Origin of the sequence: Thalassotalea litorea, from assembly GCF_005843925.1 — a bacterium.
Lineage (GTDB): Bacteria > Pseudomonadota > Gammaproteobacteria > Enterobacterales > Alteromonadaceae > Thalassotalea_A > Thalassotalea_A litorea_A.
The window spans coordinates 1-17,394 of record NZ_VCBC01000022.1; the positions used below are offsets into that span (position 1 = coordinate 1).

Annotated in this window: 23 protein-coding genes; 8 read left to right on the forward strand and 15 right to left on the reverse strand. The window is 43.5% G+C overall.

The genetic code is table 11. From position 1 onward, the window contains the following. Positions 1-447 precede the first annotated feature (447 nt). Entirely contained in the window at positions 448-1,653 is a 1,206-nt protein-coding gene (locus tag FE810_RS16155) for a multidrug effflux MFS transporter (RefSeq protein WP_138321570.1), read from the reverse strand. A gap of 153 nt (positions 1,654-1,806) precedes the next feature. Between FE810_RS16155 and FE810_RS16160 the strand changes: the two genes are divergently transcribed. The 8 genes from FE810_RS16160 (at position 1,807) to FE810_RS16195 (ending at position 9,177) form a co-directional block, all read left to right on the forward strand. Then, positions 1,807-2,619 (forward strand): MOSC domain-containing protein, encoded by an 813-nt coding sequence (locus FE810_RS16160; protein WP_138321572.1) that lies wholly within the window; start codon positions 1,807-1,809, stop codon positions 2,617-2,619. Positions 2,620-2,697: 78 nt separating this feature from the next. Beyond that, positions 2,698-3,288, forward strand: a complete 591-nt coding sequence (locus tag FE810_RS16165; RefSeq protein ID WP_138321573.1) for an anthranilate synthase component II — start codon at positions 2,698-2,700, stop codon at positions 3,286-3,288. 190 nt (positions 3,289-3,478) lie between these two features. Next, positions 3,479-3,841, forward strand: a complete 363-nt coding sequence (locus FE810_RS16170) for a PilZ domain-containing protein (protein WP_138321575.1) — start codon at positions 3,479-3,481, stop codon at positions 3,839-3,841. A gap of 271 nt (positions 3,842-4,112) precedes the next feature. Next, positions 4,113-5,318: an aspartate aminotransferase family protein gene (locus FE810_RS16175; protein ID WP_138321652.1), complete on the forward strand. Its 1,206-nt coding sequence runs from the start codon at positions 4,113-4,115 to the stop codon at positions 5,316-5,318. 25 nt (positions 5,319-5,343) lie between these two features. Continuing rightward, positions 5,344-6,360, forward strand: coding sequence for an arginine N-succinyltransferase (gene astA / locus FE810_RS16180; protein WP_138321577.1), 1,017 nt, complete (start codon positions 5,344-5,346; stop codon positions 6,358-6,360). Positions 6,361-6,370: 10 nt separating this feature from the next. Then, positions 6,371-7,840, forward strand: coding sequence for a succinylglutamate-semialdehyde dehydrogenase (astD, locus tag FE810_RS16185; protein WP_138321579.1), 1,470 nt, complete (start codon positions 6,371-6,373; stop codon positions 7,838-7,840). 24 nt (positions 7,841-7,864) lie between these two features. Next, the gene (locus FE810_RS16190; RefSeq protein ID WP_138321581.1) at positions 7,865-8,662 is read left to right on the forward strand and encodes a DUF1338 domain-containing protein; all 798 of its coding nucleotides are present in this window, start codon (positions 7,865-7,867) and stop codon (positions 8,660-8,662) included. A gap of 107 nt (positions 8,663-8,769) precedes the next feature. Next, positions 8,770-9,177, forward strand: a complete 408-nt coding sequence (locus FE810_RS16195) for an OsmC family protein (protein WP_138321582.1) — start codon at positions 8,770-8,772, stop codon at positions 9,175-9,177. Positions 9,178-9,209: 32 nt separating this feature from the next. Here the strand turns inward: FE810_RS16195 and FE810_RS16200 are convergent, their stop codons facing one another. The 14 genes from FE810_RS16200 to rpsH form a co-directional block, all read right to left on the reverse strand. After that, positions 9,210-10,109, reverse strand: coding sequence for a phosphoribulokinase (locus FE810_RS16200; protein ID WP_138321583.1), 900 nt, complete (start codon positions 10,107-10,109; stop codon positions 9,210-9,212). Between the two features lie 390 nt (positions 10,110-10,499). Continuing rightward, positions 10,500-10,907, reverse strand: a complete 408-nt coding sequence (rplQ, locus tag FE810_RS16205) for a 50S ribosomal protein L17 (RefSeq protein WP_138321584.1) — start codon at positions 10,905-10,907, stop codon at positions 10,500-10,502. A 42-nt stretch (positions 10,908-10,949) separates the two neighbouring features. After that, positions 10,950-11,939, reverse strand: coding sequence for a DNA-directed RNA polymerase subunit alpha (locus FE810_RS16210; RefSeq protein WP_138321585.1), 990 nt, complete (start codon positions 11,937-11,939; stop codon positions 10,950-10,952). A 25-nt stretch (positions 11,940-11,964) separates the two neighbouring features. Then, a complete protein-coding gene (rpsD, locus tag FE810_RS16215; RefSeq protein ID WP_138321586.1) occupies positions 11,965-12,585 on the reverse strand; it encodes a 30S ribosomal protein S4 in 621 nt (206 codons plus the stop codon). Between the two features lie 27 nt (positions 12,586-12,612). Then, a complete protein-coding gene (rpsK, locus tag FE810_RS16220; RefSeq protein WP_136736752.1) occupies positions 12,613-13,002 on the reverse strand; it encodes a 30S ribosomal protein S11 in 390 nt (129 codons plus the stop codon). Between the two features lie 14 nt (positions 13,003-13,016). Further along, a complete protein-coding gene (gene rpsM / locus FE810_RS16225; RefSeq protein ID WP_138321588.1) occupies positions 13,017-13,373 on the reverse strand; it encodes a 30S ribosomal protein S13 in 357 nt (118 codons plus the stop codon). A gap of 121 nt (positions 13,374-13,494) precedes the next feature. Then, the gene (gene rpmJ, locus FE810_RS16230) at positions 13,495-13,608 is read right to left on the reverse strand and encodes a 50S ribosomal protein L36 (RefSeq protein WP_009839384.1); all 114 of its coding nucleotides are present in this window, start codon (positions 13,606-13,608) and stop codon (positions 13,495-13,497) included. Positions 13,609-13,623: 15 nt separating this feature from the next. Continuing rightward, a complete protein-coding gene (gene secY / locus FE810_RS16235) occupies positions 13,624-14,949 on the reverse strand; it encodes a preprotein translocase subunit SecY (RefSeq protein WP_138321589.1) in 1,326 nt (441 codons plus the stop codon). A gap of 5 nt (positions 14,950-14,954) precedes the next feature. Then, positions 14,955-15,389 (reverse strand): 50S ribosomal protein L15, encoded by a 435-nt coding sequence (gene rplO, locus FE810_RS16240; protein ID WP_138321591.1) that lies wholly within the window; start codon positions 15,387-15,389, stop codon positions 14,955-14,957. A gap of 3 nt (positions 15,390-15,392) precedes the next feature. Further along, a complete protein-coding gene (gene rpmD / locus FE810_RS16245) occupies positions 15,393-15,572 on the reverse strand; it encodes a 50S ribosomal protein L30 (protein ID WP_138321593.1) in 180 nt (59 codons plus the stop codon). Between the two features lie 6 nt (positions 15,573-15,578). Continuing rightward, on the reverse strand, positions 15,579-16,082 hold the full coding sequence (gene rpsE / locus FE810_RS16250) for a 30S ribosomal protein S5 (RefSeq protein WP_138321595.1): 504 nt from the start codon (positions 16,080-16,082) through the stop codon (positions 15,579-15,581). A gap of 9 nt (positions 16,083-16,091) precedes the next feature. Beyond that, a complete protein-coding gene (gene rplR, locus FE810_RS16255; protein WP_138321597.1) occupies positions 16,092-16,445 on the reverse strand; it encodes a 50S ribosomal protein L18 in 354 nt (117 codons plus the stop codon). 9 nt (positions 16,446-16,454) lie between these two features. Next, the gene (gene rplF / locus FE810_RS16260) at positions 16,455-16,988 is read right to left on the reverse strand and encodes a 50S ribosomal protein L6 (protein ID WP_138321599.1); all 534 of its coding nucleotides are present in this window, start codon (positions 16,986-16,988) and stop codon (positions 16,455-16,457) included. Positions 16,989-16,999: 11 nt separating this feature from the next. Continuing rightward, the gene (gene rpsH, locus FE810_RS16265; RefSeq protein WP_138321601.1) at positions 17,000-17,392 is read right to left on the reverse strand and encodes a 30S ribosomal protein S8; all 393 of its coding nucleotides are present in this window, start codon (positions 17,390-17,392) and stop codon (positions 17,000-17,002) included. Positions 17,393-17,394 lie beyond the last annotated feature (2 nt).

Below are 17,394 nucleotides of genomic sequence, written 5' to 3' on the forward strand. Positions count from 1 at the left end.
CAGCGAATTAGGAAGGCTAAAGGTAGTGAGACAACGACGTGCCAGAGAGAACTCCTGAAAGCACCGGTTGGGAAATCAGCCTTGATAAGAGAGGCAATGAGTCAATGACCACCATTAGCAAGACTGCCAACAAATGGTCATTCGGTGCTAGGGATACGGATATTAGAAATGTACAGATTGTAACTAAATTGTAATTTTAGGTAACTAGACCGATAAATCACACCTAAGCCTATTTATAACAAGCTTAACTCCGAATATTAGTTACGATAAATAAAGATAAGCGTATCTACGCCAAAAAAACAAAGGCCGCTAGCAGCGATTAATGCTTCATGAGTTCCAATCTATAGTGGATACAGTTGCATTATTAATGCTGCGACGCTTATAAGAAGTGCTGGTTGTTTTCAGTCAAAATAACTCGGCCCCTTATGCTGGAGAGCCCGATAAAAATTACTCTTTATTTAACAACGAGGGCAACTGGATAACTGCGATAATAATCACAGCGATGAGCATTAACATGGTAAAAGGCACCGCGGTATTGGTTGCAAATAACGCAAGAATAGGGCCCGCAAGCGAGCCAATGCCGAATTTTGCCGTGCCAATCACCGCGGTAGCGGTTCCTGTTTGTTGACTAAAACGTATCAATATTAAGGAGTCCGCACTGACCGCAATTAACGACAAACAACTCATAAGAGGCAGCAACGTTAAAACCGTGAAGATCAAAGGTGCATGAAACCAATTCACCGTAACTAATAAAGACGCAAAAATCACACCTAAAATAAATGCTCTGGTTAAAATCCACACAGAACCTTTACGACCGACCAGTCGGGTATTGATAAATTGCGCCAACATCAATGCCAGAACATTTAACGCGAACAGAAAACTAAATAAAAACTCGGACGTTTGATAAACATCCAGGTAAACACTTGGAATCGCGGTTAGATAACAAAAAAATGCAAATGCCGCCAACATACTGCTGAGGATATTTTTACGGGCATGCCTGTCTCCCAACACCACATAATAGTTTTTCAAAAACTGACTGAAACTGTTCGCGTCTGTGGTTTTATGCATCTCCGGTAAATATCGAGCCGCAAAATAAATCAAAGCGACGCCGTATATTGCCAATAGATAAAACATCCACTGCCAATTGCCCACCACTAAGATCAAACTGCCGATGGTTGGCGCCAGCATAGGAGCAAACATCATAATCATGCTGACATAAGACATACCTTTTGCAGTATCTTTACCATAAAATTGACGAATTGTGCCTGGCACCACTACGGTTGCAGCGCTACCTAAAAAGGCCTGTACAGCGCGAAGTGCCATAAAACCTTCAATAGACGATTGGAATGGTAATAATAAGCAACAAACCACAAAGCCACTTAAGCCGATAAGCACCAAGCGGCGTCGGCCAAACATATCCGCCAGCGGCCCAAAGACCAGCATACCTAGCGCGTAACCGGCTAAATAAATGCTCAAGGTGTTTTGTACGCTCGCCATCGAGGTGCCGAGTTGCTTGGCAATAAGTAACATTGCAGGTAAGTAGAGATCGATGGCTAAAGGCGTGATCGCAACGATGGCCGCTAATAAACTAATCAATGGCAACAGGTTTACAGACTGTGTCGGTAGCGGTGCAGAAGGCTTGGATTCCGACATGAAAATCAGTCCTGATAGTACAAACAGAAGAAAAGGCAGAAGTATACGCCTTTTAGCGATATGCATAAATAAAATTACATTAATAATTATAAGGTTAGTTAATTCTCAATTTTTTGAATATAATTTTAGAAGTCTCAATATTTGGAATCGGCTATGCGTTGCTCGGTCAAAGATCTATTTATATACCCCGTAAAGTCTACCCAAGGCATCGCTGTGCCACACAGTAATGTCCAAGAATGTGGTCTGGCATTCGATCGCCACTTTTTGGTGACCGACACCAAGGGAAAATTTATAACTGGTCGCAGTAAAGCAAAAATGGTTCTTATCCAAACGCGACTCGATGCCAACGGACTTATTCTTGATGCACCTCAGATGCCCTCTTTACCGCTTCAGTATCTGGAATTTTCCGATGAGTATCACCCAGTTCAAGTGTGGGGGGATAATTTTAAGGGACAGCATTGTTCAACTGAAGCCGACAGCTGGCTGAGTCGATACCTGGGTGTTGAATGTCGGTTATATTATTTTGGTCCAAATTCAGTGCGTCACGTAAATAATACGACGCATCCGGTCAGCTTTGCCGATGGTTATCCGCTGCTGTTAGTATCTCAGGCGTCGCTTCGTGATCTCAATCAAAGAAGTTCGGAACCAGTTTCAATGGCTCAATTTCGCCCCAATATTGTCGTCAAAGGCTGCGGTCCATTTGCAGAAGACAGTTGGCATAAAATCAGAATCGGTGATGTCGAATTCTTGGTCAGTAAACCTTGTTCTCGGTGTGTTTTTACCAGCGTGGATCCGATTACAGGAAGACGCAGTGAGAACAAAGAACCTTTAACGACACTTCGCAAGTATCGCCAGGGTCGCGATGGCGAAATTTATTTTGGTCAAAATTTGATACCACTAAATTCCGGAAAAATACATGAAGGTGATCACATTGAAATTATCTCAAGTCAGGCTCCTGTTTTCTAAAAATTCCAACAGAAAATTGAGTTTGTGGCGCGCAAATGAAATAATCGCCGCCAATCTCTGTTTGCGCTAAATTCCACCATGCTTTTAATGATCGATAATTACGATTCGTTTACCTTTAATCTGGTGCATTACTTCCAGCAATTAGGGCAACAAGTCGTTACTATTCGCAATGATGAAATATCTGTGTCTCAGGTAGCAAACCTAGCGCCGGACTACATCGTGATTTCACCAGGTCCAGGCGACCCTGACGGCGCCGGCATATCTCTTGAAATAATCAAAGCATTCGCTGGCAAAATACCGTTACTTGGTGTTTGCCTTGGTCATCAATCAATAGCTCAGTGTTACGGCGGTCTCGTTAAGAGGGCGCGCAAAGTAATGCATGGCAAAACTTCCAGTGTCAGACATACACAAAAAGGATTATTCCAGCAATTGGATAACCCATTGACCGTTACTCGATATCACTCCCTTATCGTTGATATTGCGCAACTACCCAAGGAACTGGAAATCACCGCGTGGACAGAAACCACCACAGGGGAGATCGATGAAATCATGGCATTACAACATAAATCCCTGGCGATTTACTCTGTACAGTTCCATCCGGAATCAATCCTGACCCAGCAAGGACTGGAATTGTTAGAAAATTTTTTGATCTCAAAACGCGCGGATTAATTGACTTTGGCCTTGGCTCTAAGCTAGTGTGGATGCATAATAATGAACAAGTTTAATTAGTTTATTTCAACGATTAGCATTCGTTACAAGATCCCCCAGTCTTGATGGTAACCCCAAAAAACCCCGCTCATTGCTAACTCTTTGAATTAGTTTTATTTCTGGAGAAAATACTCCGGGAAAAGGTATTAAAATGGTTGTAGAAAGACGTTTTCATCCAAGACATATCCTGCAATTACCGGTAACGTTAAATTTGCCCGGTAGTGAAGAAACTTACGCAGGTAATAGTTTGAATATATCAGAATCCGGCATGCAACTGGCCGTTCCTCCCTATGTGACTGAAGCAATAAAGCGCCATTGCGCTATTCCTCAGGAGCTTAGTGTCACAATAAACGCTACAGGTAGTGGTAACGAACAAAGTACTCCAATTGACATTCCTGCCCGAATTATTGTGAATCGAAGAATATCCAGCAATGAATATCTTATTGGTGTTAAATTCCGGTCCTTAACGCCTGCCATTCAAGATTCTCTGCAAAAACTCCTCAACCGCGCATAATTACTGATACGCGATCCATCTGAAGTCAGACTCCAAAGAATAAATTATTTCACAAGTCGATATCCGGATGAATAAATATTTATTCACGTTAATTGAATAAAACCCTTCAACGCTTTGTTTTTACTGGGCTGCGCGGGAATTTACCAAAGACAAAGACGCTTAAATCTGGCATAATATTGGCCAATTTCGCAGTAAAGCTATGGCAATTGTAGCCCTGAGCGATCGCAAAAATACGAATTAGTAATTGAGGAAATAGAGAATGACTGAGCAAATTTCAGCAAATCGAGAGTTATTTGATCATGTGATGGTGCCTAATTATTCACCTTCAGCCGTGATCCCTGTTCGTGGACAAGGATCAAGAGTTTGGGACCAGAACAATAATGAGTTGATCGATTTTGCCGGTGGTATTGCAGTAAGCTGCCTAGGTCATTGTCACCCTAATCTGGTTAATGCCCTGAAAGAGCAAGGCGAAAAAATCTGGCACTTATCCAACGTGATGACTAATGAGCCCGCTTTGCGTTTAGCTAAAAAGTTAGTCGACCATACGTTTGCTGAAAAAGTGTACTTTGCCAATTCTGGCGCGGAATCTAATGAAGCCGCTTTAAAGCTTGCTCGTCGTTGGGCATTGGAAAACTTTGGTGAGCATAAAAGTCAAATCATTGCCTTTAAGCAAGGCTTTCACGGTCGCACTTTCTTTACCGTAACGGTTGGTGGACAAGCGGCCTATTCTGATGGTTTTGGGCCAAAACCAGGTGATGTCGTTCACGCGGAATATAATGACCTGGAGTCGGTAAAAGCATTGATCAGTGACAATACCTGTGCGGTGGTCATGGAGCCTCTGCAAGGTGAAGGCGGTATTGTTTCTCCTACTGATGAATTTGCAACGGGTGTACGGGAACTTTGTGACCAACACAATGCTCTACTTATTTATGATGAAGTGCAAACCGGTGTTGGACGTACGGGTGATCTCTATGCGTACATGGGATTAAATGTCACCCCTGACATTCTTACCACTGCCAAAGCATTGGGCGGCGGTTTTCCTATTGGCGCTATGTTAACGACCACCGAAATCGCCAAGCATTTAAAAATAGGAACTCATGGTAGTACCTATGGTGGCAACCCATTGGCCTGTGCGGTCGCGGAAGCTGCGTTTGACACCGTCAATGACCGAGCAGTTCTTGCGGGCGTTAAGCACCGTGAACAACTACTGAAATCTGGCTTGGATAAAATCAATGCTAAATATCAGGTTTTCACTCAGATTCGTGGTAAAGGCTTACTGATTGGTGCTGTCTTGAATGACAATTATCAAGGTCGTGCTAAAGAATTTTTAAATGCCGCTATGGATGAGGGATTAATGAGCCTTGTCGCCGGTGCGAGTATTATCCGCTTTACACCATCTTTGGTTATCCCTGAATCCGATATCGCTGAAGGCTTGGCTCGTTTTGAACGTGCTGTGGCGAAAATAGTTAACGGCTAGACTTTCCTTTTAGAAGAGAAACACAATGATTATCGTACGACCAATTCGTAGCAGTGATTATGAAGTTTTACATCAGATAGCCGTTGAATCAGGGCATGGATTTACTTCCTTGCCCGTCAATGAAGAATTGTTGACCAACCGGATTAATCAGGCAACACGCTCATTTCACTCGACACCACTAAGTGCTGGCGACGAGGGATATCTGTTTGTGATGGAAAATACCGAGACAGGTGAAGTAGTAGGTACCAGTGGTATTGAAGCGGCAGTGGGACTAAACGATGCGTTTTACCACTATCATTTGGGCAAAGTTGTTCATTCTTCCAGGGAATTAAATATCTACAACAATGTTGATACGTTATCCCTGAATAATGATTACACCGGCGCCACAGAGATATGCACTTTGTTCCTCAAGGCGCCTTATCGAATCAATAACAACGGTCGTTTCCTATCTAAATTTCGCTTCCTGTTTATGGCGGAACATCCGGAACGTTTTAACAATACGGTGATCGCTGAGATGCGCGGAGTATCCGATGCCAATGGCCGTTCTCCGTTCTGGGAATGGTTAGAAGAACATTTCTTTTCAATGGATTTCCCAACAGCAGATTATTTATCGGGGATCGGTAACAAAGCATTTATTGCAGAACTTATGCCTAAATATCCGATTTATGTAAGTCTGCTTTCTAAAGAAGCCCAAGAGGTAATAGGTAAGGTTCATGACAAAACCATACCAGCCCTGCGTTTACTTGAAAGTGAAGGTTTTGTAAATCGCGGTTATGTAGACATATTTGATGCGGGCCCAACGGTAGAGTCTGAGCTCAACGGTATAAAAACTGTTCGTAACTCACTACGTTTAAAAGTCAAAATCGGTGCGGTTACCGGCACCAAAAAATACATTATCTGTAATACCCTGGTTGCTGAATTCAGGGCCGTGCAAATGCCTATTGATATCGATGAAAAATTGGAATTTGCAACAATGGACAGCGCTACTGCTCAATCACTATTCGTTAGCGAAGGCGATTGGGTCAGGGTATCTCAGAATTAAGAGGTTTAATATGACTCATCCTGTACAATTTATAAACGGACAATGGTTAGTTGGCGAAGGCACTAGCATGTCTTCATTGAACCCTGCTAAAAATGAACCTATTTGGACAGGGACGGCAGCAACCGCTGAACAAGTGAATAATGCCGTTCAAAGTTCACGTCAGGCTTACGAAAACTGGGCACTTTGCGACTATCAACAACGTCTCGAAGTGGTTGAGAAATTTGCCCAGGCACTGTCGGATAATAAAGAATCACTGGCAGTGACCATTGCCCAGGAAACCGGCAAGCCGTTGTGGGAAACTCGTACAGAAGTTGGTGCCATGATTGGTAAGGTAGGGATCTCCGTTAAAGCCTATCAAGAAAGAACCGGCACTGTTGAAAATCCAATGCCTGGGGCGAAAGCGTTTATTCGTCATAAACCTCATGGTGTCGTCGCGGTATTTGGTCCTTATAACTTTCCAGGGCACTTGCCAAATGGACATATTGTTCCCGCTCTGCTTGCTGGTAATACGGTAGTATTCAAACCGAGTGAACTTACTCCAAAAGTCGCCGAAGAAACGATCAAGTTATGGGAAAAAGCGGGTCTTCCAGCCGGCGTCATCAATATGGTTCAGGGTGAAGTTGAAACGGGCAAAGCCCTAGCGTCTCATCCGTGCATCGATGGTTTGTTTTTCACCGGCAGTTCAACCACAGGTCATCTGTTACATGAACAGTTTGCCGGACAGCCGGGCAAGATATTGGCGTTAGAAATGGGGGGGAATAACCCTTTGATCATCAAAAATGTCAACGATATTGATGCGGCAGTCCATGATATGGTTCAATCTGCATTTGTCACCTCAGGACAGCGTTGCACATGCTCACGTCGCGTATTCATTGAAAACAGTGAACAAGGTGATGCGATTTTAAAACGCTTTATTGAAGTCAGCAGCCGCATTAAAGTCGGTTTTTATGACGATCAAGCGCAGCCATTTATGGGGTCTATGATTTCTGAAAAAGCTGCCCTTGGTATGGTTTCAGCTCAACAAGAGCTCATCGATAAAGGTGCAAAAGTATTATTAGAAATGCAGCATCTGACACCTGGTACAGGCTTCGTGACTCCAGGCATCGTTGATGTAACCGGTGTTAATGATATTGATGATGAAGAACACTTTGGCCCATTGGTTAAAATTTATCGCTATCAAGATTTCGATCAGGCAATCAATGAAGCCAATAATACGTCATTTGGTTTATCCGCTGGATTATTAGCGGATTCCGAACAAGACTATCAGCATTTTTATAAGCGAATTCGTGCCGGTATTGTCAACTGGAACCGTCCGATTACCGGCGCTAGCAGTGCCGCACCTTTTGGCGGTATTGGTGCATCTGGTAATCACCGAGCAAGTGCTTACTATGCCGCAGATTACTGCGCTTATCCGGTTGCTTCAGTAGAAAGTGAGTCGGTCACCTTGCCTGAGACCCTGAGTCCAGGCCTGAATTTCTAATCTTACGTTTTTTTGGGGAATATTATGACTTTGGCAGTTTCCGAGTTATTTGAGAATATCTGGAAGAATTATTTGGCGGTAACACCGTCTGCAATTCGCGTGCACGAACTATTAGGTGCAGGTCAAGCATTGATCAATGATCATGTCGCCTATCGCACGTTCAATTTAGAAAAAGTGGGTATCGACAAGCTTGCGGCCCATCTGACAGCTCTGGGTTATGAAGCTAAGGATGAGTATCATTTTGAAGCCAAAAAGCTTTACGCGCGCCATTATGAGCATGCCGACCCGACATTACCTAAAGTGTTTATCAGTGAGCTACTTGTTGAAAAAATGAGTCCAGAAGTACAAGGGATCATTAAAAATCTTGTCGAACAAATGGATGAGATTGCCGTATCAGGCGATGATTTCTTGTATTCAGGAACCCATTGGCAAATAAGCTTTGCTGATTACCAGACTTTGCTCAAAGAAAGCGAATACGCTGCTTGGTTAGCAGCCTGGGGCTACCGGGCAAATCACTTTACAGTGAGCATTAATCACCTTGAGGGTATTGATTGCATCAATCAGGTTAATAGTATTGTCAGAGAAGGTGGTTTTCGCTTAAACGCGTCTGGTGGTGAAATTAAAGGCACCCCAGAGGTTAAGCTGGAACAATCGTCGACCATGGCAGATACCCACCCAGTAAAATTTAGTGATCGGACGGCAGAAATCCCAAGCTGTTTTTATGAGTTTGCAAAGCGTTATCCGATGGATTGCGGCAACCTTTATACCGGCTTTGTTGCAGCTTCAGCTGACAAGATTTTTGAAAGTACCAATCAGGATTAATCCAATCCTAGTTGTTACAGACTTTGAGCCCGCGTAAATGCGGGCTTTGGTTTTCCAGAATCGATTAATCTGCTAGAATTTATCCGTCTTAAAAATAGAGAATAATTATGCAAGCACAGGTTAAATGGGTCGGCGATGAAATGTTTATGGGCATTTCAGAGAGCGGCCATACAGTAGTTATGGACGCAAATGGTGGGAAACTGGGCCCAAGTCCGTTGGAGAATGTTCTGCTATCGCTTGGCGGTTGCTCATCTGTTGATGTAGTCAGTATTCTTGAAAAAGCGCGTCAGGATGTTCAAGGGTGCGTTGTAGAAATCAAAGGAACTCGAGTCGACTCTGTCCCTCGACTTTTTTCCGATATCCATCTTCATTTTGTGATCAGTGGCAACAACGTTAGTGAAAAACATGTAGAACGTGCGGTAGCACTTTCCGCAGATAAATACTGTTCGGTAGCCTTAATGCTGAACAAAGCGGTAAATATTACCCATGACTTTGAAATTAAAGAGCCGGTTTAACACCGGCTTTTTTACTTGAGAGAGCCAGTAATTCAACTATCTCGCGTCCAATCAATTTGCTGGCCTGCAGCATTGCGTTTTTCCATGATATCTTCGATCAAAGGCTTTAAAATCAACTCCATCGCCAGCCCCATTTTACCGCCCGGGACTACCAGAGTGCTCACCCTTGACATAAATGAACCATCAATCATCCGTAGATAAAATGGAAAGTCTACATTCGTAGCATCTCGAAAACGAATAACAACGAAGCTTTCATCCTGTGATGGGATTGCTTTGGCACTAAAAGGATTTGAGGTATCGACGGTGGGGACCCGTTGGAAGTTGATATGAGTTCGGGAAAACTGTGGCGTTATATATTTAAAGTAATCATCCATACTCCTAACAATGCTGTCTCTTACCGCATCTTTAGAATGACCTCGTTGATTGGTATCCCGAAATATTTTTTGTATCCATTCCAGGTTTACAATAGGTACCATGCCGATTAGCAAATCTACATGACGTGCAACATCCGCATCCTCGGTGACCACACCGCCGTGGAGCCCCTCATAGAAGAGAATATCGGATTCTTTACCCATGTGTTGCCAAGGCGTGAAAGTGCCGGGCATTTGATTATAAGGGACGGCTTCATCGAATGTATGCAGGTAGCGACGCATTGTACCTTCACCTTTTTCGCTAAAATCGCGAAATAAGGTTTCCAAAGCCAAAAAGTCATTCGCTTGTTCACCAAAATAACTAAAGGTTTTGCCCTCTTCCGTAGCTCGTCGTTTTAACAGGTCCATTTCAGGACGGGTATAACGATGAAAACTGTCACCTTCGACCACCGTTGCTTTGATTCCCAATGCCCGAAATATATGATCAAAAGCTTCAGAGGTTGTAGAGGTACCGGCACCTGAAGAGCCCGTAACTGCGATGATAGGATTCCGTAAAGACATATTTGGGGGTTATCAATAACTTAAGTTATATCAAGTTATACTTCAGTTAAGCAGGTAAATTCAAGTTTTGAGTCCAATCGAGTGCAGGATTTAGGCCGATTCGTCTAGTGATAGAGTAATTTCATTGTAGGTACATCCCATTTATTGGTCACGATCCGACAAAGCTGTTCCATAGCAATGCAAACCCTCCCTTATTACCATCCATGGTCCGGGAGGAAGGATACATGGACGTATTGAATGTCGAGATATCATGGATGGTAATATTTTGACGATATAAAGGGATTTATTGAATGTCGAGATATCATGGATGGTAATATCTCGACTAAGCACATCCATGTGCAAAAAAAAACGGAGCCATAAGGCTCCGTTTTTCAATTCGAATAAATTCGATTAAGCTTCAGCTGAAACTTCTTGTGTCTCTTCAACAGCTTCTTCAACTGCTGGACGGTCTACAAGTTCAACATAAGCCATAGGCGCTTTATCACCAGTACGGTAACCGCATTTAAGAATGCGAGTATAACCACCTGGACGCTCTTGGTAACGAGGACCAAGTTCGCTGAATAAAATACCTACTACTTCCTGGTCGCGTGTGCGAGCAAATGCCAAGCGGCGGTTTGCTACACTGTCGTTCTTGGCCAACGTGATTAGTGGCTCAATAACGCGACGCAATTCTTTAGCCTTAGGCACAGTCGTTTTGATAACGCCGTGCTTTACTAAAGAGCTAGCCATATTGCGGAACATCGCCTGGCGATGACTGCTATTACGGTTTAACTGGCGACCGCTTTTACGATGGCGCATAAGTTAATCCTTATCTCTTAAACTATTAAAACGATGATCGATTTAGTCGTTATCAGCAATGCTTTCAGGTGGCCAATTCTCTAGGCGCATACCTAAAGATAGACCACGAGACGCTAACACGTCTTTGATTTCAGTCAGAGACTTCTTACCTAAATTAGGTGTTTTAAGAAGTTCGACTTCTGCACGCTGTACCAAATCACCAATGTACTGAATCGCTTCTGCTTTTAAACAGTTGGCTGAACGTACAGTTAGCTCTAGATCATCAACTGGACGAAGAAGAATAGGATCGAAAGCTGGTTTCTCTTCTTTAACTTCTTCTTCTTTAACGTCACGTAAATCAACAAACGCATCTAGCTGTTCAGCCAAGATGGTAGAAGCACGACGAATCGCCTCTTCTGGATCTAGTGTGCCGTTAGTTTCCATATCGATAACTAGCTTATCTAAGTCTGTACGTTGCTCAACACGAGCCGAGTCAACATCATAAGCAATTCTTTCAACAGGACTGAATGACGCATCAATTAGCAAACGGCCAATTGCGCGATCTTCTTCTTCGGCATTGCGACGAGTAGAGGCAGGTACGTAACCGCGACCCATTTCTACTTTAATTCGCATACTGACTTCACCGTCACCTGTCAAATGACAGATAACATGTTCAGGATTAGCGATGGTAACATCGCCATCATGCTGAATATCAGCGGCCAGTACAGGGCCCTGACCTGACTTAGATAAAGTTAAAACTGCCTCAGTTTTGCCTTCTAAACCAACGGCCAGGCCTTTAAGGTTCAACAAGATCTCGATGATGTCCTCTTGAACACCTTCTTTACTGCTGTATTCGTGCAATACGCCATCTATTTCAACTTCAGTCACTGCACATCCTGGCATTGACGAAAGTAAGATGCGGCGTAACGCATTACCTAAAGTGTGACCAAAACCACGTTCAAGTGGCTCTAATGTTACCTTAGCGCGAGTGGTACTAACGTTTTCGATGCCCACTAATTTCGGCTTAAGGAATTCGGTTACAGAACCCTGCATTATTGTCCTCTCTTAAAGTTCAGCTTTATTTCGAGTAAAGCTCGACAATCAACTGTTCATTAATCTCTGCTGATAGGTCAGAACGATCAGGTATACGTTTAAATACACCTTCCATTTTCTTATTATCAACTTCGACCCAGATTGGCTTCTCACGTTGATCAGCTAATTCTAGAGCAGCGACAATACGCGCTTGAGCTTTAGCTTTTTCACGAATAGAAACAACATCTTCTGGTTTAACAGCGAAAGATGGAATATTAACAACTTTACCGTTTACAACAATAGCCTTATGGCTAACTAGCTGACGAGCTTCTGCACGTGTAGATGCATAACCCATACGGTAGACAACGTTGTCCAAACGCTTCTCTAAAAGTTGTAACAAGTTCTCACCTGTATTGCCTTTTAGACGAGCAGCTTCTTTGTAGTAATTACGGAACTGCTTTTCCAACACACCGTAAATACGACGAACTTTCTGCTTCTCACGAAGCTGTACACCATAGTCAGAAAGACGACCGCGACGAGCGCCGTGCTGACCTGGAATAGTTTCGATTTTACATTTCGTATCAATTGCCCTAACACCACTTTTCAGGAACAAATCTGTTCCTTCGCGGCGGCTAAGTTTTAGCTTAGGACCTAAATATCTTGCCATGTTCTTTCTCCAACTATCCTAAAAGCGTTATACGCGACGCTTTTTAGGAGGACGACAACCATTATGAGGAATAGGTGTCACGTCAGTAATGTTGGTGATTTTAAAACCAGCAGCATTTAAAGCACGGATTGCAGACTCACGTCCAGGTCCCGGGCCTTTAACGAACACTTCAATATTCTTCAAACCAAACTCTTGTGCAGCTTTACCTGCACGGTCAGCAGCTACTTGAGCCGCAAATGGAGTAGATTTACGTGAACCACGAAAACCAGAACCACCTGCAGTCGCCCAAGACAATGCATTACCTTGACGATCTGTCAGAGTTACGATTGTGTTGTTGAAAGATGCATGGATATGAGCCATGCCATCAGCAACTTGCTTTTTAACGCGCTTACGAGCGCGAGTTGGTGTTTTAGCCATGTCTAATTACCTCGTTACTTTTTAATCGGCTTACGAGGACCTTTACGGGTGCGCGCATTAGTCTTAGTGCGTTGACCACGTAGAGGTAGACTGCGACGATGGCGTAAACCACGATAACAGCCAAGGTCCATCAGACGCTTGATGTTCATTGAAATTTCACGACGTAAGTCACCTTCTACGGTAAATTTCGCCACTTCGGTACGAAGCAAATCTATTTGAGCTTCGTCTAATTCGCTGATCTTGGTAGATTCACTGATACCAGCGTTCGTACAAATTTCTTTTGCACGAGTTGCACCGATACCATAAATCGCAGTAATAGCAATTACTGCATGCTTACGATCAGGGATGTTAATGCCAGCGATACGGGCCACTAACACATCTCCTATATTAAGGTTAAAAGAAACCGGTTGAAAAGCCCGTTAGGATACTCAACCAGCAATATTTTTGCAAATTAAAGTGTCATCAATTAACAATTAATGACACTTTCCAAGATTAGCCCTGCCTTTGCTTGTGCTTTGGCTCACTGCAAATTACACGTACTACACCAGCACGCTTAACAACTTTACAGTTACGACAAATCTTCTTCACGGATGCACGAACTTTCATTTTATACTCCGTTACCTAGCGGCCATAGCCTTTTAGGTTTGCTTTTTTCAGTACATTGTCATATTGATGTGACATCAAATGAGTTTGTACTTGTGCCATGAAATCCATGATAACGACAACGATAATCAATAATGAAGTACCGCCGAAATAGAACTGAACGTTCCAAAACATCATCATAAACTCAGGAACCAAACAAATAATAGTAATGTATAGAGCACCTGCCAGAGTCAGGCGAGTCATTACTTTATCAATATATCTGGAGGTTTGCTCACCAGGACGAATTCCCGGGATAAACGCACCAGACTTCTTTAAGTTATCTGCCGTTTCACGCGGATTGAAAACCAATGCCGTGTAGAAAAAGCAGAAAAAGATTATTGCTGCTGCATACAGCATTACATATAGCGGTTGACCAGGAGACATTGCAAGAGATATTTCTTGCAAGAAATCAGCCATACCACCTTCGCCTTGACCAAACCAACTGGCAATTGTACCAGGAAATAGAATGATACTTGAGGCGAAAATTGGAGGAATTACACCTGCCATGTTAACTTTCAAAGGTAAATGTGTACTTTGTGCTGCAAATACCTTACGACCTTGTTGGCGCTTGGCGTAGTTTACAACGATGCGGCGTTGACCGCGTTCTACAAATACCACGAAGAAAGTTACCAGGAAGACAACTGCTCCAATAATCAATAATGCTAACAGGTGCAAATCACCTTGACGCGCCATTTCCGCTGTTTGACCAACGGCAGATGGCAAGCCAGCAACGATACCAGCGAATATCAGGATAGAGATACCATTACCAATACCACGCTCAGTAATTTGCTCACCTAACCACATCAAAAACATGGTGCCGGTAACCAAAGAAACCATCGCAGTAAAAATAAATCCTGGACCTGGATTAATTACCAGACCATTCATCATACCCGGAAGTCCATTTGCAATAGCAAATGACTGAACCGTTGCTAGTAGCAAAGTGCCGTAGCGAGTGTACTGGCTGATTTTACGACGTCCAGCTTCACCTTCTTTCTTTAACTCTTGCATACTCGGCACTATATGTGTGCTGATCTGCATGATGATCGAAGCTGAAATGTACGGCATAATACCAAGTGCCAGCACAGAGGCCCGCTCAAGTGCACCACCAGAGAACATGTTAAACATTTCTGCGATGGTGCCCTTTTGTTGTTCAAACAACTGAGCAAGTACAGCGGCGTCAATACCAGGGATTGGTACAAATGATCCTAAACGGAACACGATAATCGCTCCGAGTACAAACAATAATCTTTGTTTCAGCTCAGACAAACCGCCTTGAGCTTTACTTTCCATTCCTGGTGTAGCCATGTGTACTATTCCTCTATTGTACCACCGGCAGCTTCAATTGCTGCACGTGCACCTTTTGTTACTGCTAGGCCACGAACCGTAATCTTACGGTTGATTTCACCTGATAACATGATCTTTGCAGATTCGATGTTACGAGTGATAATGCCTGCGTCTTTCAGCGCGTGTATATCAACAACATCACCGTTAATTTGATTCAATTCGTGTAAACGTACTTCAGCGCGAACTAAAGATTTACGCGACGTGAAACCAAACTTAGGTAAACGTTGCTTAAGTGGCATCTGACCGCCTTCAAAACCAGGACGAATACCACCGCCTGAACGTGATTTTTGGCCTTTATGACCACGACCACCTGTTTTGCCTAGACCAGAACCAATACCACGACCAACGCGCTTCTTAGCTGATTTGGCGCCAGGTGCAGGAGATAATGTGTTTAAATGCATTTTTTAGCCCTCCACCTTAACCATGTATGCAACCTTGTTAATCATACCGCGAACCGATGGAGTATCTTCTAACTCTACCGTATGACGGATACGACGTAAACCCAGGCCTTTTAAAGTTGCTCTATGAGTCGGTAAACGACCGATAGAACTTTTGATTTGAGTTACTTTAACAGTCTTAGCCATTGTCTATTACCCCAGAATATCAGTAACGTTTAAGCCGCGCTTAGCTGCAACGGTTTCTGGCGATTTCATATTAGCCAGAGCACCGATGGTTGCACGAACAACGTTAATTGGGTTAGTAGAACCGTATGCCTTTGACAATACGTTCTGTACGCCAGCAACTTCAAGTACCGCACGCATCGCACCACCGGCGATGATACCTGTACCTTCAGAAGCAGGTTGCATGTAAACTTGTGAACCAGAGTGCTTACCTTTTACAGCGTGCTGTAAAGTGGTGCCTTTAAGGTCGATGTTTACGATATTACGGCGAGCCTTTTCCATTGCTTTTTGGATTGCAGCAGGAACTTCACGTGCCTTACCATAACCAAAACCAACACGACCGTTGCCGTCACCAACTACTGTTAGTGCAGTGAAGCTGAAGATACGACCACCTTTAACCACTTTTGAAACGCGGTTAACAGCGATTAGCTTTTCAGCAAATTCACTTTGTTGTGTGTTTTCTACATTAGCCATTATCTACTCCTAGAATTTAAGGCCAGCTTCGCGAGCTGCTTCTGCTAACGCTTTCACGCGACCGTGGTACAAGAAACCTGAACGATCGAATGCAACGTCAGTGATGCCTTTGGCTGCCGCACGCTCAGCGATGGTTTTACCAACGGTTGCAGCTGCGTCTTTGTTACCAGTAGCGTTCACTTCTTCACGAACTGCTTTATCTAAAGTAGATGCCGCAGCAATTACTTCAGAACCGTTCGCAGCAATAAGTTGCGCGTAAATGTGGCGAGGAGTACGGTGTACGACTAAACGATTCGCACCCAGCTCGCTGATTTTTGCACGTGTACGTTTTGCACGGCGTAAACGAGATGTTTTCTTATCCATCGTATTACCCTACTTCTTCTTAGCTTCTTTACGACGTACCACTTCATCGCTATAACGAATACCTTTGCCTTTATAAGGCTCTGGTTTACGGTATGCGCGAATATTGGCAGCCACCTGACCTATCAACTGCTTATCAGAACCTTTCAGTACGATTTCAGTTTGACTAGGAGTTTCAACGGTAATTCCAGCTGGAATTGCGTGTTCAACTGGGTGAGAAAAACCTAAAGAAAGGTTTAAGTTCTTACCTGCAGCTTTTGCACGATAACCAACACCGTTTAGAATTAAACGCTTTTCAAAACCAGTACTTACACCAATAACCATGTTGTTGATTAGTGAACGAGCAGTACCAGCTTGTGCCCAGGCGCCTTTTACGTCGTTAGCTATGTTAGTAATGATGCTGTTTTCTTCTTGAGAAACAGCAACGTCACTATGGATAGTACGAGTAAGTTCGCCAACAGGGCCTTTAACTGTGATGTCTTGACCAGATAACGTAACAGTAACGCCAGCAGGTAGATTCACAGGTGCTTTTGCAACACGAGACATATTTCTGCTCCTTACGCTACGATACCGATGATTTCGCCACCAAGACCCGCATTGCGAGCGGCGCGGTCAGTCATCAAACCTTTTGAAGTAGAAACAATAGCAATACCTAGACCAGCTAGTACTTGCGGAAGCTCATCACGACCTTTGTAGACACGTAGACCAGGACGAGAAACACGCTTAATTGTTTCGATTACTTCTTTACCTTCGAAATATTTCAAAGTGACTTCTAACTGAGGCTTAGCTTCAGTAGACACTTCAAAACCATTAATATAGCCTTCTTCTTTAAGCAAGTGAGCAATTGCTACTTTTAGCTTGGAAGACGGCATAGTTACTGCAACTTTGGTTGCAGATTGACCGTTACGGATGCGTGTAAACATATCCGCGATAGGATCAGTCATCATAATCG